This is a genomic window from Aquabacterium sp. (assembly GCF_029946005.1).
Taxonomy (GTDB): Bacteria; Pseudomonadota; Gammaproteobacteria; order Burkholderiales; family Burkholderiaceae_C; genus Aquabacterium.
In genome coordinates this window covers 145,184-169,249 of record NZ_JAQSDR010000030.1, presented here as the reverse complement: position 1 = coordinate 169,249, position 24,066 = coordinate 145,184, and the positions used below count along the sequence as shown (strand labels likewise).

Below are 24,066 nucleotides of genomic sequence, written 5' to 3'. Positions count from 1 at the left end.
AGCAGTCATCCTGACAGCGGGATGGCGCATGCCACGCCCAGCGAAATAACACCGCAGCAGGTCTACCAGCAGCGCCGTGATGTGCTCCGCCAGATGGCGGCGGGTGCCGCAGGCGTCACCTTGAGCGCCTGGACTGGCCAGGAGGCCTTGGCCCAAAGCGCCAGCGTGGTCAAACGACCAGGCAAGTTGGCGGCCTTGGCTGGGGCCCGCAGCACGGTGTCGGGCGCCCAGGTGGCCGACAAACTCACCCCTTACGAGGACGTGAGCAGCTACAACAATTTCTACGAGTTCGGCACCGACAAGTCCGACCCCGCGCAGGCCGCCCACACGCTGAAGCCCAGGCCCTGGGCCATCAGCATTGAGGGCGAGGTGGGCAAGCCGCAAAAGCTCGGGCTGGAAGATCTGCTGAAACTGGCGCCCATGGAAGAGCGCATCTACCGCCTGCGCTGCGTCGAAGGTTGGTCCATGGTGATCCCCTGGGTGGGTTATTCGCTCTCCAGCATCATCAAACGCGCTGAGCCCAACAGCCGCGCGAAGTACGTCGAGTTTGTCTCGCTGGCCGACCCCAAGCAGATGCCCGGCGTGCGCTCTAGCGTGCTGGATTGGCCTTATGTCGAAGGCTTGCGCATCGACGAAGCCATGCACCCCCTGACCTTGATGGCCTTTGGCCTGTATGGCGAAGTCTTGCCCAACCAGAACGGCGCGCCTTTGCGCCTGGTGGTGCCTTGGAAATACGGCTTCAAGAGCGCCAAGTCCATCGTCAAGATCCGCCTGGTGGAAAAGCAACCCAAGTCATCCTGGGAAAAATCTGCCGCGTCGGAGTACGGCTTTTATTCCAACGTGAACCCCAAGGTCGACCACCCGCGCTGGAGCCAGTCCAGCGAGCGCCGCATTGGCGATGGCGGCTTGTTCACCCCGCGCAAACCCACCTTGATGTTCAACGGCTATGAAGCGCAGGTGGGCCAGTTGTACGCGGGCATGGATTTGAAGAAGAACTACTGATGAACCGTTTGCAGATCAACCAATGGCTGCTGAAGCCTTGGGTCAAGCCGCTGGTGTGGCTGGTTTGTGCCGTGCCTGCCACGGCTTTGCTGGTGGCTGCAGTGACCGACAACCTGGGCGCCAACCCCGCTGAAAAGCTCATCCGCGAAACCGGTGAATGGACGCTGCGCTGGTTGTGGATCACCTTGGCCATCACGCCTTTACGCGAGCTGACCTCGCTGGCGGGCTTGCTGCGCTACCGACGTGCGCTGGGGGTCACCACTTTCATCTACGCCCTGCTGCACTTCCTGAGCTACGCCTGGCTGGACAAGGGCTTCGTGGTGGATGAGATCTGGCGCGATGTGCTCAAGCGCAACTTCATCCTGGTGGGCATGGTGGCCCTGATCCTGATGACACCCCTGGCGCTGACCTCGTTCAACCGCGCGATCAAGGCCCTGGGCGCCAAACGCTGGCAGGCGCTGCACAAGCTGATCTACGCGGTGGCCCTGCTGGGGCTGCTGCACTTTTACTGGAAGAAGTCGGCCAAGAACGATCTCAATGAGGTGTGGGTGTATGCCGCCATCCTGGCGGTGCTGCTGGGCTGGCGCGTGGTGCGCCAAGGCGGCGTGATGGGGATGCTGCGGGTTCGATGATCGATCTGTTGCTGCTGTTCGTCCCCTTTTTTGCCCTGGTCCTGATGGGCTGGGGCGCGGCGCGGGGGTGCTGGTTGCCGCTGGAAGGCATCCCCGCCATGAACAGCTTTGTGCTGTTTTTTGGCCTGTCGGCCATGCTGTTCCGTTTGGGCGCCAGTGGCGCTTTGCACCAGAGCGGTCTGTTGGGCTTGCTGCTGGCTTACGGCTTGGCCGGGGCCGTGGTCACGGTGCTCGCCTTGGTGTGGGGCACTCGCCAGGGTTTGATCCGGCGCGACGGCGGCTTGGTGGCCTTGGCCACGGCCTTTCCCAACACGGGCTTTCTGGGGCTGCCTTTGCTGACCGGCCTGTTGGGCCCGCAAGCGGCCGGGCCCATCGCGGCCACCCTGCTGATCGATGTGTTGCTGCTGAGTTCACTGTGCCTGGCCTGGGCCCATTCGCATGCCACGCGGGATGCGCTCGGCGACGACCCGGCCGAGGCCTGGCACGCGGCGCAGGCCTCGCTGAAGGGGGCGTTGCGCAACCCGCTCTTGTGGTCCATGGCCCTGGGCATGTTGGTGTCCTGGCTGGGGTGGACCTTGCCACATGCCGTGGATGAGACCGTTCGCTTGCTGGGGCTGGCGGGCACGCCCACGGCCCTGTTCACCCTGGGCGCGATCCTGGCGCGCGCGCAGATGCAGCCCGCCCGCGCCCAGGGCGCTTCGGTGTCGATCGGGGTGCCTTTGCTGCTCAAGTTGGTGGTCCACCCCCTGTTGGTGTGCTTGGCGGGTTGGGCGCTGGTGCAGGCGGGTGTGGCCTTGTCACCCTCGGGCTGGCTGACCCTCATCCTGGCAGCGGCCCTGCCTTCGGCCAGCAATGTGTCGATGCTGGCCGAGCGCGAGGGCGCGAAAACCAGCCTGGTCGCCCGGATCATCTTGTGGACCACCGCCTGCGCGCTGCTGAGCCTGACGCTTTGGGCCAGTGTCTTGCACTGGCAGTTTGAAACAATTCATTTCTAATTCCCCCCAAGAGCGGGTCAGCTCGGGCGTGCGTTTCATTGGATGATGGCGGGCTGTTGTCATTCCATTAAAAAATCCAGGGGAAACCATGATCCTGCCTCCGATCAGCGGCGGAGCTTTGACGTCGCTGTCAGCATTGGGCGGCGAGCTCGTCTCTCGGCTGCGGGCGGCCTTGTCCATTGGCCAGCAAACGCGACTGGTCCAAATCGACACCGCGTTGCCCGCCAACACCTTGGTGGTCGAGCGCCTGCGGATCGCCGAGGCGGTGCATGCCGAAGAGCCCCTGTGGGCTGAAGTCGATTGCCTGAGCACCTCGGCCTACCTGGAGCTCAAAGCCCTGACGGGTGAGGCCGTGACTGTGCGCCTGCAGCAGGCCGATGGCACCTGGCGCACCTGGCACACGCACGCGGTGCGGGCGGCGCAGTTGGGGGCCGATGGCGGCCTGGCCCGCTACCGGCTCACCCTCGCCGCCTGGACGCATTGGCTGAGCCTGCGGCGCGACACCCGAATCTTTCAGGACAAGACGGCGCAGGACATCACCGACGCGGTGTTCAAGGCCTACTCCTTTGCCAAAGTGCGTTTTGAAGTAGCCGCGCCCGGCCCCGTGCGCGCCCTCACCACCCAGTACCGCGAGACGGACTGGGCCTTTGCCCAACGGCTCATGGCCGACGAAGGCTGGAGCTGGCGCATTGAGCACGCTGCCGATCAGCACACCCTGGTGGTTTTTGACCAGCAGGCCCAGCGGCCCGACTTGGGCGCCTTGCGCTTCAGCCGCCCCGACATCCGCTCGGATGGCTTGCTGGGCATCTTGGGCAAGGGCCTGGTGCAGGACACCATCACCGCCTGGAGCGCGGGCGAGCGCGTGGGCACCAACGAGGTGACCTTGGCCGCTTGGGACGAGCGCCAACTGGCCGGTGTGTCGGCGCAGGCGGCGGCCTCGGGCAGGCCTGCGGCTGTGCCCGCCCTGGAGGCCTACCGGGGCCACGGCGAACGCCGCTACGCCGATGGCGCGGTGGCCACCCCGCAGCCTGCCAGCAGCACGGTGGCCGATGCCCGCGCCACGGCCCTGCTGGCCGCCCACGAGTTGAGCCACCACGCCACCCAGGGACAAAGCGCGGTGCGGGCGTTGCAAGTGGCCGCCACCTTCCAGATCACCGAACACAGCTTGTACGGTGGCGTGGGTGCTGCCAACAACCACTTCAGCGCTTTGAGCATCGTGCACGAAGCGGCCAACAACCTGGGCGCCGAGGCCGCACAGATCCTGAAGTCCAACGAGCTGGAGCAAGGCAGCTACCGCAACCACTTCAAGGCGGCGCCTGCGGCGGCACGCCTGGTGCCCCAGCCCCACCACCTGCCCACCGCGCCTGGCGGGCAAACCGCCCGGGTCGTGGCCGCGCCGAACGAGCCCTTGACCACCGACCGCGACGGGCGCATCCGCGTTCAATTTGGCTGGCAACGCGGCCCAGCCCCACTGACCGGTGGCCTGGCCGGACCGGCCACCGTATCCGGCGCCGAAACCGGCCATGCCCCTGGCCACGATGGCAGCGGCACCTGGGTGCGCGTGGCCAAGCACATGGCCGGGGCCAACTGGGGTTCGGTGTTCACACCGCGTGCGGGCACCGAGGTGCTGGTTGATTTCATCGATGGCGACATCGACCGCCCCATCGTGGTGGGCCAATTGCACAACGGCCAGCAAGACCTGCCCTGGCCTGCAGGGGTTGACGCGGGCAGCAACCACCCGGGCACGGTCTCAGGCTGGCACCACCAACACCTGGATCAGCAAGGCGCCAACCAATGGCTGGTGGACGACGCCACGGGCCAGTTGCGCATGCGCCTGGCTTCGCATGGAGCGGCCACGGGCTGGAGTGAACTGACCCTGGGGCGCATCATCCAGCAAAGTGGCCAGGGCGGCGCAGGCCATGCCCGGCGAGGCCCATGGCTGGGCGAAGGCTTCTACGGCCACACCGACGGCTGGGCCGTGGTGCGGGCGGGCGGTGGCCTCTTGTTGAGCACCACCGCCCGGGCGCAACGCGGCGCCAGCGTGAACAGCACACAGATGGACGCCGCCGAGGCCGTGGGCCAGTTGAAGGCCGCGCGGCAATTGGGCGACACCCTGAGCCAGAGCGCCCGCCAGCAAGGCGCCCAGGGCTTGAGCAGCCACGATGCCGGCCAAGCCGTGCAAAGCCATGCCGACACCATGGACCCGCAGGCCAAAGGCAAGTACACCCAGGCGGTGGGCGGCCATGCGGCACAAAAGGCCAATGGCCGCGCCTTGGGTGACGCGGTGGAGCGCTTCAACACGCCCATCATTCACCTGGACACGCCAGTGACGGCCAGCCTGGTGACGCCCGCCAGCATCAGCGTGTTCAGCGGGCAAGACACCAGCTTGTCATTGCAAGGCGATCTGCACCTCACCAGCGCCCATACCGTGAGCAGCGTGAGCGGGCAGACCAGCAGCCTGTACACGCACAGCGGCGGCATCAAAGGCATCGCGGCCAATGGGCCCTTGAGCTTGAGGGCGCACACGGACAGCCAGCAGGTCTGGGCTGATCAGGACATCACGGTGCAGAGCACCACGGACGAGATCCGCATCCAGGCCAAGGACAGCATCACCTTGATGGCGGGGCAAAGCCAGATCGTGATCAAGGGCGGGGACATCACGTTCACCATGCCGGGGAAGTTCACGGTGAAGGGGGCGGGGCATGAGTGGAGTGGTGGGGGGAGCAAGGCAGCGAATCTGCCAGTGATGCCCGACTCCCGAGTGAAATTGTTTGATCAACAAATTCGCGCGATAAACGAAATAACAGGTGAGGCCATTGAAGGACTACCTTATCAGCTCACTACGCAATCAGGCGATGTCTTTTATGGCGTGACCGATGAGTTGGGACGCACGTTGAGAGTCGGAGCGATGTCCCAGGAGTCAGTCGTTGTCCGGTGGGGCGCTACTCCTCCGAATATCAATAAAGCATGACAATGGGTGAAAAATTATTCCAAACCAGAACGGTGCCATCAAACCAGCAGGTTGTGGACAGTCGACTTAAACCAACTGCAGAAATGCACATTTTGATCGGTGGACCTTACACATTGGCAGGGGAAGAGCATCGTTATGGACACACCGCGTTGCGCATCAAAGTAGGTGGAGTCGATGTGACATACGACTTTGGCCGATACGGAGAAACCAGAGGCCTTTTTGGCGAGGCTGGTGATGGCATCCTTCGAGTTTGGAGCGATTTCAATGCTTACATCGGTGCCGAGAACAGGTTGGGCAGAAAAACAATTGGTTTTGTCTACTCTTTGTTCGAGCATCAGGCTAAAGCATCAATTGCTTTCTTTGACCAGCTGATCCTTGCAGGCAAGCCATTGCCGCATAAAAATAGAGCAAATTTGAAAGTTTGCAAACTTGTCAATGACTACCATGCACTGGGACCAAATTGCACGACCCTCAGCGTTGATGGTGCACGGGCGGCTCTACCTGCGATTGATAGAAATGCTGAGAAATTCATCAAGCCTGAAGCTGTGCTTTCCAACTCTGAACGATTTGCTTTGGCAGCCAAGGGCGGTGCAAACCGATTGTTCCTGCCAGTCAACTTGCAGTCTCTACTCGCATCGGGCTCTCCTGTAAAGGCAATTCGCGTGGACCAACATGGTGGATGAGGACGATGAAGAAAGCTATTCGCATCACTGGTTTGGTAGTCCTTGTGGCCGGCATCACTGCTAGCTCAACTGCATATTTCTTGGAAGGTCGTCGCATGGTCAAAGCACTTGTTCTTGAATTTCCTTTGTTGCTTGAAGGCTCATCGGCTCCGGGCCAAACGTATCTACTGCCCAAAGGCACAACACTTTATTACGAGCAAGCCTTTCCAGAGGGGTTCGTGCGCTATCGCATGTATGTCAATGTTGAAGGGGTCAAGCTTGAGCCTCGAGACATAGCAGATCCCACGGCGATTTCGCCCGTGACGGCTTATCCCGCAGGTAAGGCTGAATTGCGTAAGCTTCTGAGCGAGTACCCTCTTTCCAAAGATGATCTTCAGGCCATTCTCAAATCGAGCGTGATGACCAAAGAAGAAATTAGATCGTTGCTTGACGAATACAGCAGGTAGTCGTGAAATTTATTGAGTAAACCCGTTTGCAAATTTCTGGGGCAAGAAACTATCTCAGACAGCTTGCTTCACTCGCCATCGGCGAAGCCTGGGCAGTCTGTGTGGTTTTGCACTGCTGCTTATTGTTTGCCATGCGGCGTACGCCGGGGATAACGATGATTTGAAAGTACATGCCGAGAAGCGCGTCCCCATTGCAGTCAATGGCAGCGTGTATGAAGGTTCTCCAGATGAAGCAGCTACCTCATTCCAGCACACCAGAAGTGGTCTGGTCACATCAAGCCCGTTCGCTGTTGGCGCCCCTGTACACGGAGGCCAGTCGCGCCTACCACGGCATGAACCATGTCCAGGCCCTGCTGAATCTCTTGGATGCGCACAAGCACTTGATCAAAGACCCTGTGGCCGTGACGTTGGCGATCTGGTTCCACGATGCCATCTACGACAGCTCCCGCCATGACAACGAAGAGCAAAGCGCGGTGCTGGCCGAGCAGACCTTGCCAGGTTGGGGATGTTCCGCTGCATTGACCGCCTCCGTGGCTGGCAAGGTGCGGGCAACGCAAGGGCACACCTGGACCGATGGCGATCCAGACACCGCTGTGTTCCTGGATTTTGACCTGGGCATCCTGGCCGCACCCGAAGCCGCCTACCAACGCTACGCCGAGCAGGTTGCCCAGGAGTACGCTTGGGTACCAACAGAAGCCTATCGCCTGGGCCGCGCCAAGGTGTTGAGGTCATTCCTTGAACGGTCGGTGCTGTACTTCACACCCGCCCTGCGAGAGAAGTGGGAATCTGCGGCCAGGGCCAATCTGGCCCGAGAGCTGGCACAGTTGAGTATCCCCTGATTGCGCCTTTTTCTTCACACTCCCCACCGATGAAGAATGACTTCAAAGGCAACAAGCAATCCCTGCCCAGCAAGCTGTGCGCCGTGTGCGGACGCACCATGACCTGGCGCAAGGCCTGGGCCAAGAACTGGGCGTCGGTGCTGTATTGCTCTGATGCCTGCCGCGCCAAAAAATCAGGCGCCAAATCCCATGGCTAGCAAAGTGCGCCACCTCGTCATCGTGCTGGGCGATCAGCTCGATGCGCAATCTTCTGCCCTTCAGGGGTTCGATCCCGCGCAAGACGTGGTGTGGATGGCCGAGGTGGCGGAAGAATCCACCCACGTGTGGTCGGCCAAGCAGCGCATCGCGGTGTTCCTCAGTGCCATGCGCCACTTTGCGCAAGAGTTGCACGCGCAGTGCCTGCCACTGCGCTACACGCGGCTGGACGATGCTGACAACACGGGCACGCTGCAGCAGGAACTCAGCAAGGCCATCACCCAACTGCAGCCGGCCGCACTGATCCTGACTGCGCCTGGCGACTGGCGCGTGTTGCAAAACCTGCGTGCCGTGGCAGAGCAGCATCACCTGCCCCTGGACCTGCGGGATGACACGCATTTCTTCAGCACGGTGCGCGAATTCGCGGCGCACGCCAAAGGCCGCAAGCAACTGCGGCTGGAGTACTGGTACCGAGAGTTGCGGCACAAGCACGGCATCCTGATGGAGGGCAAAGACCCGGTCGGTGGGCAGTGGAATTTTGACGCGGACAACCGCGAATCCTTTGGCAAAGCGGGGCCGCAAAATGTGCCGCCACCCACCCGCTTTGCCCCCGATGCCATCACCCAAGAGGTCATCGCGCTGGTCAATGCACGCTTTGCCAGCCATCCCGGCAGCTTGGCCAGTTTTGGCTGGCCGGTCACGCGGCCTCAAGCGCTGCAGGCCCTGCAGATGTTCGTGGCGCAGCGCCTGCCGCTGTTTGGCCAGTACGAGGATGCCATGTGGTCGGGCGAGGCCTGGCTTTACCACTCGCACCTGAGCTGTGCCCTCAACCTCAAACTGTTGAACCCGCGCGAGGTGGTGCAAGCTGCCGAGGACGCCTACCGCGCAGGCCATGCACCCTTGGCCGCGGTGGAAGGTTTCATCCGGCAGATTCTGGGCTGGCGCGAGTATGTGCGCGGCATTTACTGGACGCAGATGCCCGGCTACCTGGAGCGCAATGCGCTGGATGCACCAGCCGAGCTACCAGCCTGGTACTGGACGGGTGACACCGACATGGCCTGCCTCAAAGACGCGATTGACCAGACCCTGGAGCGCGGCTATGCCCACCACATCCAGCGTCTGATGGTGACGGGCTTGTATGCCTTGTTGTTGGGCGTGAAGCCGCAGGCCGTCCACGCCTGGTACCTCAGCGTGTACGTGGATGCGGTGGAGTGGGTGGAGCTGCCCAACACACTCGGCATGAGCCAGTTTGGCGATGGCGGGCTGATGGCCAGCAAGCCCTATGTGGCCAGCGGCAAGTACATCCAGCGCATGAGCAACCATTGCAAGGGCTGCCAGTACGACCCGGCGCAGTCCACCGGCGCGCAAGCCTGCCCTTACACCACCCTCTATTGGGATTTTTTGATCCGTCATGAAGCGTTGCTGAAGGGCAATCAACGCATGGCCATGCAGCTCAAAAACCTGGCACGCCTGGACGGACCGGCGCGTGAGGCCATCTCCGCCCAGGCCGACGAACACCGCCGTGCCCAGTTTTGATGCGAGGCACCTGGGTTCAAACCACCTCGGCCACCACCTGATTGCGCCCCCGAGCCTTGCCCTGGTACAGCGCACTGTCCGCCCGGTTCACCGGCCCGTCCACCGGCTCTTCCAACCGATGGCTGCTCACCCCAAAGGTCATGCTGACCTTGATGGTCTGCGCGCCCATGCTGACTTCAACGGCGGACACCTTCTCGCGCAGCCGCTCGGCCACCATGCTGGCCGCCTCCAGCGTGGCGTTGGGCATCAGGATCAGGAATTCTTCGCCGCCCCAGCGGGCCACGCTGTCTTGCTCGCGCACGGCCTGGCTCAGCACCTGGCTGACGGCTTTGAGCACGGCGTCGCCCACGGCGTGGCCATGCTGGTCGTTGATGGACTTGAAGTGGTCGATGTCGGCCAGCACGAAGGCCAGCGGGGCCAGGTGGCGCTTGCGTTGGGTCAACTCGTAATCGGCCAATTCCAGGAAGCTGCGGCGGTTGAGCAATTGCGTGAGCGGGTCGGTGGTGGCCAGGATGCGCAGTTGCTTTTCTGCCTTGTTGACCAGTTGTAGGTACAGGCTGGACAGGTAGAAAAGCAGAGAAAACGTCACCGCGGTGTTGAAGCCCCGCAGCCATGACAGGGTTTCCGAACTCAGCACATGGAAAGGCGCGGTGTTGCGCATGGTGTGGTCCAGGACCATGTACAGCACAAACACCAGGCACGACAGCAGGTATTTGTAGGAGCGGTGCTTCATGGTGCTGATCACCACAACCGGCACCATCACCAGCAGGTAGTAGTGGAAGCCGCTGTCCCAGCCAATGGAGCGCACGGCCAAGGCGGCATGGACCAGGATCTCGGACACGATCAGGATCGAGGCCAGCAGGTTGCGACGGGTTTTCAGGCACCCATAGCTGAACGTGAACAAGGTCACGCTGCCCAGGTTGACCCACGCCATGGTGGTCGCTCCCAGCCAGTAGAACAGGCCGGCGAATAGCAGGTGGGTGGCCGCGGCGACCACGCTCACCTGGTACATCAATTTCCAGAACGAGCGCGATGTTTCTCGCGGGCCGTTCTTGACTGGGGGGCTGACAGAAGGGATCGACATCGTCCTCGGATATCGACCCCTTCCGGCCCAAACTTTAATCAGGCCGCTTTGCTGCTGCGCCGCGTCAACACGCCTTTCAGGGCCACACCGGTGTGGGTGCGCGCCTTCACCAGGGCTTCTGGCGGGCCTTCGGCCACCACGCGCCCACCGCCCGTGCCGCCTTCCGGCCCCAGGTCCAGCACCCAGTCGGCTTCGGCGATCACGTCCAGGTCGTGTTCGATCACGATGACGCTGTGGCCGCCCTCCACCAGGCGGTGCAGCACGTGGATCAGCTTGGCCACGTCGGCCAGGTGCAGGCCCACGGTGGGTTCGTCCAGCACGTACAAGGTGTGTGGTGCTTTCTGGCCGCGGCGCGTGATGTCGTCGCGCACTTTGGTCAATTCGGTGACCAGCTTGAGGCGTTGCGCTTCGCCGCCTGACAGCGTTGGTGATGGTTGCCCCAAGGTGAGGTAACCCAGGCCGACGTCCTGCAAGAGCTTGAGGGGGTGCGAGATGGACGGCATGGTGCCAAAGAACTCCACCGCCTCGTCGACTTCCATTTTCAGGATGTCGCCGATGTGCTTGCCGCGCCAGGTGGCGGTGAGCGTTTCGGCGTTGAAGCGCATGCCGTTGCAGGCGTCGCAGTGAACCTTCACATCGGGCAGGAAGGCCATCTCGATGGTGCGCACACCCTGGCCTTCGCACTCGGGGCAGCGGCCGTCGCCCGTGTTGAAGCTGAAGCGGGCGGCGGGCCAGCCGCGGGCGCGGGCTTCCAGCGTGTCGGCGAAGAGCTTGCGGATGGTGTCCCAGAAGCCGATGTAGGTGGCGGGGCAGGAGCGTGGGGTCTTGCCGATGGGGGTCTGGTCCACCTCGAGAACGCGGTCGACCGCGCCCCAGCCGTCCACGCCCGCGCAGCCGTGCCACAGCGGCGCCGTGGTCGCGCGGTCACGCGGGTTGATGGCCACGGCCGCCTGCACATTGGCCAGCAGCACGTCGCGCGCGAAGGTGGATTTGCCCGAGCCGCTGACGCCAGTGATCGCGACCAGGCGCGTGAGTGGTACCGAGGCGGTCAGGTCTTGCAGGTTGTGCAGGCGCGCGCGCTTGACGGTGAGCTGCGGCGTGTCCTTGTCGACATCGCGGCGTGTGCCCAGCGGGTGCTGCATGGGTTCGCGCAGGCAGCGGCCGGTGACCGAGTCGGGCGTGTCCATGAGTTGCTGGACCGTGCCTTGGGCCACGACGGTGCCGCCACGCTGGCCCGCGCCGGGGCCGATGTCGATGATGTGGTCGGCGCGGCGGATGGTGTCCTCGTCATGCTCGACCACGACGAGGGTGTTGCCTTCCTGGCCGAGGGTGTGCAGGGCGTCGAGCAGCAACTGGTTGTCGCGAGGGTGCAGGCCGATGGTGGGCTCGTCCAGCACGTAGCAAACGCCTTGTAGGTTGGAGCCCAGTTGCGCGGCCAGGCGGATGCGCTGGGCTTCGCCACCGGACAAGGTGGGCGCGGCGCGGTCCAGGCTCAGGTAGCCCAGGCCCACTTGCTCCATGAAGCTCAGGCGCGATTTGATCTCGCTGACGATGTCGCGGGCAATGGTGGCTTCGCGGCCGTTGAGCTTGAGTTGTTCGCCCCAGCCACGCGCATCTTTGACGGACAGGGCCGACAGCTCGGCGATGGATTGGCCACGAAGTTGCACAGCCCGTGCGGTGGGGTTCAGGCGGGCGCCATGGCAGGTGCTGCAGGCGGCGTCTTCCACGTCTTCGATGTCGGGCTCGGCGAAGGTCTGTTCGCGGCCTTTGTTCTCGTCCTGCGGCGAGTCGTCGAGCACCGTGCGTTGTTCGCGGGTCAGTTCCAGGCCGGTGCCCACGCAATCAGGGCACCACCCGTGCTTGCTGTTGTACGAGAACAGGCGCGGGTCGAGTTCGGGGTAGCTGGTACCGCACGATGGGCAGGCGCGTTCCGTTGAGAAGGTTTTGACGCGACCAATGTGCAAGGTGGCGTGGCCGCCGGTCAGGGCTTCGGACAGGCCATCAAGCGGGGTCAGCACATTGACCACGCCCTTGCCGTGTTCCAGCGCCTTGGCCAGCAGCTCGCGCAGCTGCGCTTCGTTGCTTGAGGACACGACGATGTCGCCCACGGGCAACTCGATGGTGTGCTCTCGGTAGCGGTCGAGCTTGGAGGCTTCGGTGCGGCCCCAGCCTGCGGTGGCGACGAACTCGCCATCGACGCGCAGGTGGGTGAAACCACGCGCGGCGGCCCACTTGGCCAGCTCGGTGTAGATGCCTTTGCGGTTGACGACCAGCGGTGCCAGCAGGCCGATGTGCTGGCCTTTGTAGTCGCGCAGCCATTGCGCGGCGATGGCCTCGGGCGTTTGCGGCAGCACCGGGATGGCGTGGCCAGCGTGGTCCACGCAATTTGGATTGGTGCAGTGCTGAACGCCCAGCTTCACGTACAGCAGGCGCAGGAAGTGGTGCACCTCAGTGGTGGTGCCGACGGTGCTCTTGCGGCCGCCGCGCGACAGGCGCTGCTCGATGGCCACGGTGGGCGGAATGCCATACACGGCATCGACTTCGGGCCGACCGGCAGGCTGCACCAGCGATCGCGCATAAGCGTTCAGCGATTCGAGGTAGCGGCGCTGGCCTTCGTTGAACAGGATGTCAAACGCCAGTGTGGACTTGCCCGACCCCGACACGCCAGTGACCACGTTGAACTGGCCGCGCGGGATGTGCACGCTCAAGCCCTTGAGGTTGTTCTCGTGCGCATTGACGACCTCGATGCTGGTGGCGCCAGGGGCATGAAGCGCGCGCTCGCGGCGGGCCTCACGGCGCTGGTCGCGGCGTGCCTTGATGATTGATTGCAGCGAGGCGCCATCCTGCATTGCATCGGCGGGCAGATCGACGTGGTAACCCGCCAGGCGCTCGGCCGCGATCAAGGCTGCGCCGCTCATGCCCATCGCGTCTTCGTACTCGCGCAAGGCCAGCGCCGTGTGAGATGAGGCGTGTTGCTTCACCTCATCCGGCGTGCCGGTGACCACGAGTTGCCCACCCGCCTCGCCGCCTTCTTGCCCCAGCTCGATCAACCAGTCGCAAGCCCGGATCACGTCCAGGTTGTGCTCGATCAGGATGATGGAGTTGCCTGCGTCCAGCAGCTTGTTGAAGGCGCGCATCAGCTTGGCGATGTCGTCGAAGTGCAGGCCGGTGGTGGGCTCGTCGAACATGAACAGCGTGCCTTTACGCGCCATGCGCTGGCCACTGCTGGAGGCGTGCTTGGCGGCATCCACCAAATGGCCAGCCAGCTTCAAACGTTGCGCTTCACCGCCCGACAAGGTCGGCACGGGCTGGCCCAGCTTGACGTAGTCCAGGCCCACATCCACCAAGGGTTGCAGGGTGCGCACCACGTCCACGTCTTGCGCGAACAGGCGCGCGGCCTCGGCCACCGTCAGCTCCAGCACGTCGGAGATGCTGAGCTTCTTGTTCAGGCGTTCGATGGTGACCTCGCGCACCTCGGCGCGAAAGCGCGTGCCATCGCAATCCGGGCAGCGCAGGTAGACGTCGCTGAGGAACTGCATCTCGACGTGCTCGAAGCCCGAGCCGCCACAGGTGGCGCAACGGCCCGTGCCCGCGTTGAAGCTGAAGGTGCCCGCGGTGTACTTGCGTTCGCGCGCCAGTTCGGTCACGGCGAAGATGGTGCGCACAGCGTCGAAGGCGCCCACGTAGCTGGCGGGGTTGGAGCGCGCCGTTTTGCCGATGGGCGATTGGTCAACAAAGCTGACGGCGCTGAGCCAGTCGGCGCCCAGCAGCTCGTCGTGCTCGCCGGGGCTTTCGGTGGCCTGGCCAAAATGGCGCAGCAAGGCGGGGTGCAGGATGTCCTGGATCAACGTCGATTTGCCCGAGCCCGACACACCGGTCACGCCGACCATGCAACGCAAGGGAAACTCGACCGTCAGGTTCTTCAGGTTGTGTTCGCGCGCGCCTTGCAGGATCAGCTTGGGCGTGCTGGCTTGCACGGTGCGGCGCAGGCCAAGCTGGATGCCCTTGCGGTTGCCCAGGTAGGCACCGGTCAGGGTGTCGGCATCCTTCAACTCATCGGGCGTGCCATCGAAGACGATCTGGCCGCCTTGGTGGCCGGGGCCCGGGCCCATGTCAATGACGCGGTCGGCGGCCAGCATGACGGCCGGGTCGTGTTCGACGACCACCAGCGTGTTGCCCGCATCGACCAGGCGCTGCATGGCCTCGTTGATGCGGTTCATGTCGCGCGGGTGCAGGCCGATGCTGGGTTCGTCCAGCACGAACAGGGTGTTGACCAGCGAGGTGCCCAGCGCGGTGGTGAGGTTGATGCGCTGCACTTCGCCACCCGACAGGGTGCGGCTTTGCCGGTCCAGCGTGAGGTAACCCAGGCCGACGTCGACCAGGTACTTCAAGCGGTTGCGCACTTCATCGAGCAGCAGTTGCAAGGCCTCGCCATGGCCGCGCGTGGGCAGGGTCACGAACGAGAAGAAGCGTTGCAATTGCTGGATGGGCAGCAGCATCACGTCTTGCAGATTCAAGCCGGGCAGGGCTTCCAGCGTGGAGCGTGGCAAGGCGGCCCCAAAGGGTGAAAAGCGCTTGGCAGGGGGCATCACGGCATTGGCGTCTTCCACACTGCCCAGGCGCCACAACATCGATTCCAGCTGCAGACGTGCGCCATTGCAAGCCGGGCAGGTGGTGTAGCTGCGGTACTTGGACAAGAGCACGCGGATGTGCATCTTGTAGGCCTTGCTCTCCAGGTACTCGAAGAAGCGCTTCATGCCGTACCACTGCTTGGTCCACTTGCCGGACCAGGCCGGGTCGCCATTGATCACCCATTGCTGGTGCTCGTGGCTGAGTTGGGACCAGGGCGTGTCGCGCGGGATGCCCAGCTCGCCAGCGTACTTCAGCAGGTCGTCCTGGTTCTCTTGCCAGGCCGGGGTTTGGATGACCTTGATGGCGCCCGAGCGCAGGGTCTTGTGCTTGTCGGGGATGACCAAGCCCCAGTCCACGCCAATGACGCGGCCAAAGCCACGGCAAGTGGCGCAGGCGCCTGCGGCCGAGTTGAACGAGAAGGTGCCTGGCGTGGGCGTGCTGTAGCGGCGGTTGCTGTCGGGGCAATGCAGGCCGCTGGAAAAGCGCCAAAGTTCGGGCTGGGCGCTTTCATCGTCAGGCAGGGCGTAGACAGTGACATGCCCGCCACCGCGCTTGAAGGCCACTTCCAGCGCCTCCATGACGCGGGGCAGGTCCAGGTCGGCCCCCGTGGCATCGGCGCCCAAGCGGAAGCGGTCGGCGACCACGTCCAGCACCAGGCGCTCGCCAGATTGGGCCTCCAAAGCGGCGGCCTTCGCGGGCTTGTTTTTTTTGTTGGGCTTGGCGTCGGTGGGCGCCGTTGCTTGGGCGTCGGTCTTCACCACCCGCTGCGCCTGGATGCGCGTGAAGCCGCTGGATGACAGCCACTCCTGCATCTGCTCGGTGCTGGTGTTGGCGGGCAATTCGGCCGCGAAGGTGATGACGACGCGTCGGCCCCCGGGCGTCAAAGCGCAACGTGCCAGCAAGGTTGTAAACACCGACTGCGGTGAATCCTCGGACACGAGTTGGCCCGTGTCCTGGTCGAACAATTGGGCGGCGCGGGCGAATAACAGCTTCAGGTGGTCGTTCAGCTCCGTCATCGTGCCCACGGTGGAGCGCGAGGTGCGCACCGGGTTGCTCTGGTCGATGGCAATCGCCGGCGGCACGCCGTCCACGCGGTCCACGGCAGGGCGGTCCATGCGGTCCAGGAACTGGCGGGCGTAGGCGCTGAAGGTTTCCACATACCGGCGCTGGCCTTCGGCGTAGAGGGTGTCGAACACGAGTGACGATTTGCCCGACCCGCTGGGGCCCGTGACAACCGTCAGCTCACCCGTTCGGATGTCCAGGTCAAGGTTCTTGAGGTTGTGCTGGCGGGCACCGCGGATGCGGATCAAAGACGACATGGATAGAACCTTGCGCTAGGGAGGGCTGCCGAGGCAGTGGCGCAAGCATTCTAGGGACTGGTGGATGACCTGGGGCCGAACGGGTTACTTGGCGGGGCGGCGATCACCGTTGACCCTGCCCGGCGCAGGGTAGGTGGTCACGCGGTCCGAAAACTGCCACCATCTCACCCGCTTTGTCTGAAAAGCTCATTGAATCCGCACTTCATTGAGCGTTCTCGTTTCTCCACCTGAGAAATGATGCCGAGGTGCCCGGTGCGTGCATGAGACGGCCCGCGTGGTCAAGCGGCCTGCCAAGTGGTGCTCGCGCGCTGGCCGAATCAGGACGGCGATGATTTGAGCAAATTGGGTTTCAGTTTGTGCCGCTGGTGTCGATGACTCACTCCTAAACCTATTTCTGGGGAAAACCAAATGAACAACTTCCACCGTGTCGTGTGGTCAGAGCGCAGGCAGGCCTTTGTGGTGACCCATGAGGCCGTCAGCAGCCGTGGCAAACCTTCCAGCACCACGCGCGGCGTGGCCAATGCGGTGGCTGCGATGTTGGTGGCCTTGGGCTCAGGCCAGGCGCTGGCTGCTTGCCCTGCGGCCGTCAGTGGTGTGATCACCATCAGCACCGCCACGACCTCGGAATGCAGTCTGTCCTTGAGTGACAGCATCGTGATCACGGGCACGGGCACCATTGAAGACTCCTATGCCATTGCAGTCTCAAACGGGGCGCAAGCGGGCAGCATTCAGAATGCGGGCTTTTTAAATGGCACAGCAGACACCGCCATCAATGTCTACGGCGGCAGCGTGCTGGCCAGCATCACCAACACGGGCACGATTCAGGGGCTGTCGATTGGCATCCTGATTCAAAGTCAATCGACCATCACGGGGGGGATCACCAACAGTGGCTTGATCGAAGCCCCTGACGAGGCGCTGTACATTGAAGATTCGACCGTGTCTGGCGGCATCGTCAACAGCGGCACCATCACGGCGGATGACTACGGCATCTACTTGGATTCATCCAGCCTGGCTGGAGGCATTTCCAACAGTGGGCACATCAACTCGACGACCGATGGCAGCGCCATCTTGATCGACTCCTCCACGGTCACGGGGGGCATCATCAACACGGGGACCATCTCCACGATCGTTGACACCTACGATTACGCAGGCATTGATGTGCAGAGCTCCGAGATTTCGGGGGGCATCACCAACAGCGGGCTCATTGAGCTGGTGACCACGTCCGAATGGGGCTACGGCATCAACCTGGAAGGCTCGACGGTCACGGGGTCCATCAACAATTCGGGCACGATCAGTGCCACGGCGATGGACAGCAGTTCAGGCTATGGCTTGCGCCTGTCGGATTCAACCTTGGTCGGCGGGATCACCAACAGCGGCTTGATCATGGGCTTTGGTGACGATACCGGTTTCGGGATCGCCCTCGAGTCATCGAACATGTCCGGGGCCATCGTCAACACGGGCACCATCCAGGGTTTGGGCAATGGGCAGGGAGATGGCATTCACCTTGACAGCAGCACGGTCTCTGGCGGTATCACCAACAGTGGCCTGATCGAGGGCAGATCCGCTGGCATTTACATCAGCGACAGCACCGTGGGCGCGCCATTGAGCAACCTGAGCGGGGGCACCATTTCCGGTGCCGAGGCAGGCCTGTATGTCACCAGCAGCACGATCACCGGCGGCGTCAACAACGCAGGCTTGATCTACGGCGAAAACAAGTCCGTCTGGCTGGCCAACAGCAGTGATGCGTTCACTCTGACCAACACCGGCACACTGCAGGGGGATGCCGACATGGGCATCAACACCCTGGACCTCAATGGGCCATCCTCCAGGGTCGATGGCGACACCACAGGCACCGGTGCCGTGAACGTCAATGGCACCTTCACCAGCGAAGGCACGTTTGACGTCGGCACGTTCACGATCCACAGCGGGGGCGTGTTCAACATGGAGCACAACGTGACTGTCAGTGGTGGCGCCTCCAACGCAGGCATCCTCAATGTCGGCAGCGGCACACGCACATTGACCGGAGACTATGAGCAAGCGGCGGGGGGCACGTTCCGCTTGTCCCTCAGCGACGCTTCCAGCTACGGCTCCTTGCAGGTCTCGGGCAATGCCTCGCTGGCAGACAACACCAAGGTCAATGTCAATGTGATTGGTGCCCCCGTGCTCGTGGCGGGTTCCACCGTGGCGGGCATCATCACCACCACAGGCGCGTTCACTGGCGATGCCAGCACCATGACGGTGACGGACAACAGTGCTTTGTACAACTTCACGGCGGCAACGGTCAGCAATGTGGGCCATGCCCTGGACCTGATCATCTCGGCCGACACGGGCGGCTTGACCACGGCAGTGGCGCAGGCCCAGCTGCCCGCGGCGAGCGGCGCGGCCCAAGTCTTGCAGAATTTGCTGAACGAGGGCCCGTCCGATGCCATGCAGACGGTGTTCGATCGCCTCAACAACATGAGCAATGCCGAAGCCGCTGCGGCGGTCTCGCAAACGCTGCCAACCATCGTGGGCGCGGCTGCCCAAGCTGGCATCACCGCACTGCACAGCATGAACAAGGTGATCCAGTCCCGCATTGAATCCAACCAGGGTTTGTCGGCCGGTAATGCTGGCCCTGACCGCTATGTGTGGGTGCGGGCCTTGGGCAACTGGTCCGAGCAAGACGACCACAACAATGTGAGCGGCTTTGACTCCAGCACCGGTGGGTTGGTTTTTGGGGTGGACGCACCGGTCAACGACCGAATCCGGGCAGGCGCGGCGTTCACCTATGCCAAGAGCAGCATCGACAGCAAGAGCAGCACCGCGCCCAGCGCCGTGGATGTCGACACCTACGAGCTGGTGGGTTACGCCAGCTACAACATCGACCCCCAGACCGACATCAACTACCAGGTGGACATTGGTCAGAACAAAGCCCGCAGCATTCGCCAGATCTCGTTCATGGGAACGCAAGCGCAGGCCGACTTTGACAGCTTGGCGCTGCATGGCAGCGTGGGCATTGGCCGGGTCATGAGCCTGGCCCCCAAAACCAGTGTCACGCCATCGGTGCGCCTGGACTACACCATCATGCGCACGGATGGCTACACGGAAACCGGCGCCGGTCCCTTGAACCTGCAGGTGGAAGACCAGACCTACCGGGAGTTCCTGGTGACGGCCGACCTCAAGCTCTCACACCAGTTCGAGCAAGGTGTGAAGCTCATCGCCAATGGCGGCCTGGGTTACGACACCATCAACAAGCAGGCCAAAACCACCACCACCTTCACGGGCGGCGGGCCAGCTTTTGTGACCGATGGCCTGAAGGTGTCGCCGGTGTTCTACCGCGCAGGCATTGGCTTGGTCAAGGAAACCCAACAGGGCGTGGAGTACTCGGCGCGTTACGACATGGAAGGGCGCTCATCGGGCTACCTGAACCAGACGGTGTCGGCCAAGGTACGCTGGGCATTCTGACCTGAGCCGGTTCTGACGACGAAAAGCCACAGGGCAACCTGTGGCTTTTTTTGTTTCAGAATAGACCATCGCTTTTGCATCAATCGCCTCAGGCCACTCCGTCGATGATGAAACCCAATTTTTCTCGCAAGACGCCTGACGAGCTTCACAACGAAGGCATTGCCTTGTACCGAAGCAACCGGTTTGACGAGGCATTGGCCTTGTACAACGCGGCATTGGCTTTGCGCCCTGATTTCGCTGGGGCGCTCAACAGCCGGGGCTTTCTGCATCAGGACATGGGCTTGATGGAAGAAGCTTTGAAGGACTTCAGCCAAGCGGTGGCGGTGGCCCCGGACATGGCCATGGCCCGCCTCAATCTGGGCATGGCCCAGCTCAAGCTGGGCCAGTTCGAAGCAGGGTGGGAGAACTACGAGGCCCGATGGATGGGGGCCGCCGAGGCCCATGCCGGGGTGATCAGCCGCCCAGTGCACCCGCTGCCCGTTTGGAGCGGCGAGGCGGACACCCAAGGCCAGCGCCTGCTGGTCATCACCGAGCAAGGCTTTGGTGACACGTTTCAGTTCACCCGGTATTTGCCACTGCTGGCCAAACGTTTTGCCAAGGTCGGGTTCGCCTGCGCCGAGGCCACCCAGCGCCTGATGGAGTGGAGCTTTGGCGATGACGTGGTCACGTTCACACGCATGCCCGTTCGTGCCGAGGCCTGGCGCGCCTGGGATGTCTGTTGCAACATGATGTCCTTGCCCCGAGCGTTTGGCACCAGCTTGGCGACGATCCCGGCCAATGCGCCTTACCTGCGTGTCCCGCCCGTGGTCGCCTCGCATTGGCGGGAACGGGTCGAACAGGCCGCTCCCGGCCGTTTGCGCATCGGTGTGGCATGGGCCGGCCGCAAGGAGCACCAAAGCGATGCCCGACGCAGCCTGCGCTTCGAGCAGTTGGCGCCACTGCTGGCCGATGAGCGAGTGGCATGGTTCAGCTTGCAGAAGTGGTTGCCCGGTGAGGGCCTGCCCGCCGTTTCATCCTCGGTTGATTGGTTCGATTGGACGGACGAGGCCGATTTTGCCGACACGGCGGCGTTGGTCAGCCAGCTCGACCTGGTCATTTCGATCGATTCGGCCATGGTGCACCTGGCCGGTGGGCTGGGGGTGCCGGTCTGGATGCTGGATCGGTTTGACAACGAGTGGCGCTGGCTGACGGGCCGCACGGACAGTCCCTGGTATCCCAAGCTGCGCATCTTCCGCCAGGCATCGTTTGGTGCTTGGGGCGGTGTGCTTGAACAGGTCAAGGCGGCGTTGCAGGCTTTGCCAACTCCTCGGCCGATGCAAGCGCGTCAGGCCCCATTGCCCACGACCATGCCCAAGTCCTCCCCCCCGCCCAAAGAACCTGTCGGTCTGACGGTCGAACAGGCCCTTCAGGCCGCCTGTTTGCACCAAAGTGCGGGGCGGCTGCCGCAAGCCGAGTCTTTGCTGCGGCAAGTGCTGCAGCAACAGCCCGGCCATGTGATGGCCCTGCACCTGCTGGGCGTCGTGCTGTACCAGGCGGGGCAGCCTGGTCCGGGCATCGAGCTGATCGCCAAGGCGGTGAACGCCAAGCCCGAGGATGCCTTGTTTCGCAGCAACCTGGCTGAGATGTGCCGACAGCAGGGGCGCCTGGACGAAGCCATTCGCCATGGCGAGCAGGCCATTGCGCTGGCACCGACCATGGCATCGGCGTGGGCCAACCTCGGCATCGCCTACCACGATGCCGACCAGCAGGTTCGGGCCCGTCAATGCCAGGAGCGGGCCTTGCAACTCGACCCGCACTTGCTGCCCGCGCTGAACAACCTGGGCAGCATCGCGCGGGCCTTGAAAGACCACCGGCAGGCGGTGGACTGGTACCGCAAAGCGCTGGCGGTTCAACCCGCTTACCTGGAGTCGCTTTCCAACCTGGGCGCGGTCTTGCTGGAGGGGGACGATTTTGAATCGGCCGCCGAGCCGCTGGAACGTGCCCTGAAGCAGCGCCCCGACTACCCGGAGGCGCTGTGCAATTCAGGCCTTCTGCGGATCAAGCAGGAGCGGTTTGATGAAGCCCTGCACCTGCTCGTGCGGTCTTTGCGCTTGAAGCCGGACTATGTTGAAGCCATGATCGGCTTGGCCCTGGTCTGGCACGAAAAGGACCAACTGGCCGAGGCCCGCCGCGTGCTGGAAAAAGCGGTCAAGCTCAGGCCAGACAAAGCGGATGCCTGGGTTCACTTGGGCACGGTCTGTCAGGAAATGGGCGAGACGCAGGCTTCAGAGAAGGCCTTCCTGCAGGCCTTGTCGGTGGATCCCGAGCATGTCAGCGCCATCACGGGCCTGGGCAACCTCCAGTTGGAACGAGGGCGCATGGACGAGGCCGAACGCCTTTTGAAGCAGGCCATTGCCATCGATGACCAGGACCTGGGGGCACGCTTTCACCTCATCCAGCTCAACAAGGTCAAGCCCGGTGACGACAACGTGGCCCACCTGGAGGCCAGGCTCGAAGCAGGCGCGGCGCTCAGCTCGACCCAGCTCACCTCGCTTCACTATGCGCTGGGCAAGGCTTACGACGATCAATGTGAGTGGGCGCGGGCGTTCCCGCACTTCCTCGAAGGGGCACGCCTCAAGCGGAGCAAGTTCAACCACGATCCTGACCAGGCGGAGCGCCTCATCGAGCGCGTCATGCAAACCGTCGATGCCGACTACATTCGGCGCATGAGCGGCCATGGCTCAAGCTCAGACCTGCCGGTGTTCGTGTTGGGCATGCCGCGGTCTGGCACCACCTTGACCGAACAGATCATCGCCAGCCATCCGCAGGCCCATGGCGCCGGTGAGTTGCATGACCTCATGGCCGTGTTGCAACGGCCCGTCCGCGAAGGGGCCGCCGCCTTTCCGGAGGGCCTGCGCGATGCCACCCCGGCCCTGTTGACGGCCTGGGGCGAGGACTACGTGGCGGGCCTGCGCCGCCGGGCCCCCGAGGCCCGCCGCATCACCGACAAAATGCCCGGCAACTACATCGCGCTGGGCTTGATCCCCCTGCTGATGCCTCATGCGCGGATCATCCATGTCAAGCGAAACCCGGTGGACACCTGCGTGTCGTGTTTCACCCGCTTGTTCAACCGGCACCAGGAGTTCACCTATGACCTGACTGAACTGGGCCGCCACTATGTGAACTACGCGCGCTTGATGGACCACTGGCGCGCGGTGATGCCTGCTGGCAGCTTCATGGAGGTGCAGTACGAAGACATCGTGGCCGACATGGCGCGACAGGCCCGGCGCCTCATCGATTTCGTCGGCTTGCCTTGGGATGACGCCTGCCTGTCATTCCACGAGACCAAGCGGTCGGTGCGAACGGCCAGTGTGACCCAGGTCCGCCAGCCGATCTACACCAGCTCGGTGCAGCGCTGGCGCCACTACGAGGAGTTCCTGGGCCCCTTGTTGACAGCGCTGGGCGACGTGGCGCCGCGCTGAGATGATCCGCCTTCTGGTGGCCTTGGCCTGTAGCGGTCTGGTGGCTTGCTCGATGGTGGTCAGCCCCGCCCAGCGGCAGGCACAGGCCGACCAGCTTGCCCAGGCCCGGGCCTGGCAGGCTGTCCGCCTCGACACCGAGCAGATGGTGCTGGTGGCCTACCTCCCTCGGCGCATCCAGGCGGGCGTCCCCCTGGCCATCTACATTGAAGGCGATGGCTTGGCGTGGATGTCTCCGAGCCAACCGTCCGCCGACCCAACCCCGCGCGAGCCGATTGGTCTTCAACTGGCGCTGGCGCACCCTTCGGGCAATGCGGCCTACCTGGCCCGTCCCTGCCAGTATGTCGATGCCGAGCAAAGCGCTTGTCCGCAGGCTTACTGGACCGAGCAGCGATTTGCCCCAGCGGTGGTGGCCGCCACCAACCAGGCGGTGGATCAACTCAAGCAGCGTTTTGCCGCCCGCGACCTGACCTTGGTGGGTTACTCGGGCGGCGGGACGATGGCGGCCTTGGTGGCGGCCCGCCGTTCGGACGTCGTGCGCCTGGTCACCGTGGCCGGCAACCTTGATCCTTCGGCCTGGACGGCCTACCATCGCCTCCAGCCCCTGACGGGGTCGCTCAGCCCGGTGGATGACGTCTCGCGGCTTCAGGATCTGCCCCAGTTGCACCTGGTGGGGGGGCAAGACACCAATGTGCCGCCATGGCTGGCCGAGGGTTTTGCAAGGCGCTTCAGTCGGCCCTTGAGCCCAGGCGTTCAGGTCATTGAGCCATTCGATCACCAGTGCTGCTGGGTGGCGCAGTGGCCCGCCTTGTGGATGCGGGCATGGTGAT

Annotated in this window: 14 protein-coding genes; 12 read left to right on the top strand and 2 right to left on the bottom strand. The window is 63.4% G+C overall.

Features of this window, described 5'->3' with window-relative positions; translation table 11 throughout:
- Nucleotides 1-21: 21 nt before the first annotated feature.
- The 9 genes from msrP (at nt 22) to PSV38_RS14900 (ending at nt 9,299) form a co-directional block, all read left to right on the top strand.
- Nucleotides 22-1,002 carry a protein-methionine-sulfoxide reductase catalytic subunit MsrP gene (msrP, locus tag PSV38_RS14940; protein WP_300548779.1) on the top strand — a complete coding sequence of 327 codons (981 nt, stop codon included), beginning with the start codon at nt 22-24 and terminating at the stop codon, nt 1,000-1,002.
- Nucleotides 1,002-1,634, top strand: a complete 633-nt coding sequence (locus PSV38_RS14935) for a protein-methionine-sulfoxide reductase heme-binding subunit MsrQ (protein ID WP_300548740.1) — start codon at nt 1,002-1,004, stop codon at nt 1,632-1,634. The genes msrP and PSV38_RS14935 overlap by 1 nt, the downstream gene beginning before the upstream one ends.
- Entirely contained in the window at nt 1,631-2,629 is a 999-nt protein-coding gene (locus PSV38_RS14930) for an AEC family transporter (RefSeq protein ID WP_300548738.1), read from the top strand. Before PSV38_RS14935 ends, PSV38_RS14930 begins: the two co-directional genes overlap by 4 nt.
- A gap of 88 nt (nt 2,630-2,717) precedes the next feature.
- Nucleotides 2,718-5,600, top strand: coding sequence for a type VI secretion system tip protein TssI/VgrG (gene tssI, locus PSV38_RS14925; protein WP_300548736.1), 2,883 nt, complete (start codon nt 2,718-2,720; stop codon nt 5,598-5,600).
- 2 nt (nt 5,601-5,602) lie between these two features.
- The gene (locus PSV38_RS14920) at nt 5,603-6,283 is read left to right on the top strand and encodes a hypothetical protein (protein WP_300548734.1); all 681 of its coding nucleotides are present in this window, start codon (nt 5,603-5,605) and stop codon (nt 6,281-6,283) included.
- A gap of 5 nt (nt 6,284-6,288) precedes the next feature.
- Nucleotides 6,289-6,729, top strand: coding sequence for a hypothetical protein (locus tag PSV38_RS14915; RefSeq protein ID WP_300548733.1), 441 nt, complete (start codon nt 6,289-6,291; stop codon nt 6,727-6,729).
- A 227-nt stretch (nt 6,730-6,956) separates the two neighbouring features.
- Complete coding sequence (locus PSV38_RS14910; RefSeq protein ID WP_300548731.1) at nt 6,957-7,568, top strand: N-methyl-D-aspartate receptor NMDAR2C subunit; 612 nt, start codon at nt 6,957-6,959, stop codon at nt 7,566-7,568.
- A gap of 29 nt (nt 7,569-7,597) precedes the next feature.
- A complete protein-coding gene (locus PSV38_RS14905) occupies nt 7,598-7,765 on the top strand; it encodes a DUF2256 domain-containing protein (RefSeq protein WP_300548729.1) in 168 nt (55 codons plus the stop codon).
- On the top strand, nt 7,758-9,299 hold the full coding sequence (locus PSV38_RS14900; RefSeq protein WP_300548727.1) for a cryptochrome/photolyase family protein: 1,542 nt from the start codon (nt 7,758-7,760) through the stop codon (nt 9,297-9,299). The genes PSV38_RS14905 and PSV38_RS14900 overlap by 8 nt, the downstream gene beginning before the upstream one ends.
- A 16-nt stretch (nt 9,300-9,315) precedes the next feature.
- Here the strand turns inward: PSV38_RS14900 and PSV38_RS14895 are convergent, their stop codons facing one another.
- On the bottom strand, nt 9,316-10,383 hold the full coding sequence (locus tag PSV38_RS14895) for a GGDEF domain-containing protein (protein ID WP_300548725.1): 1,068 nt from the start codon (nt 10,381-10,383) through the stop codon (nt 9,316-9,318).
- A gap of 38 nt (nt 10,384-10,421) precedes the next feature.
- Nucleotides 10,422-16,334: an excinuclease ABC subunit UvrA gene (uvrA, locus tag PSV38_RS14890; RefSeq protein ID WP_300548722.1), complete on the bottom strand. Its 5,913-nt coding sequence runs from the start codon at nt 16,332-16,334 to the stop codon at nt 10,422-10,424.
- Between the two features lie 408 nt (nt 16,335-16,742).
- Between uvrA and PSV38_RS14885 the strand changes: the two genes are divergently transcribed.
- The 3 genes from PSV38_RS14885 (at nt 16,743) to PSV38_RS14875 (ending at nt 24,065) form a co-directional block, all read left to right on the top strand.
- On the top strand, nt 16,743-19,778 hold the full coding sequence (locus PSV38_RS14885; protein WP_300548719.1) for an autotransporter domain-containing protein: 3,036 nt from the start codon (nt 16,743-16,745) through the stop codon (nt 19,776-19,778).
- Nucleotides 19,779-19,882: 104 nt separating this feature from the next.
- Nucleotides 19,883-23,239, top strand: a complete 3,357-nt coding sequence (locus PSV38_RS14880) for a tetratricopeptide repeat protein (RefSeq protein WP_300548716.1) — start codon at nt 19,883-19,885, stop codon at nt 23,237-23,239.
- Nucleotide 23,240: 1 nt separating this feature from the next.
- Complete coding sequence (locus PSV38_RS14875) at nt 23,241-24,065, top strand: alpha/beta hydrolase (protein WP_300548715.1); 825 nt, start codon at nt 23,241-23,243, stop codon at nt 24,063-24,065.
- Nucleotide 24,066: the final 1 nt, after the last annotated feature.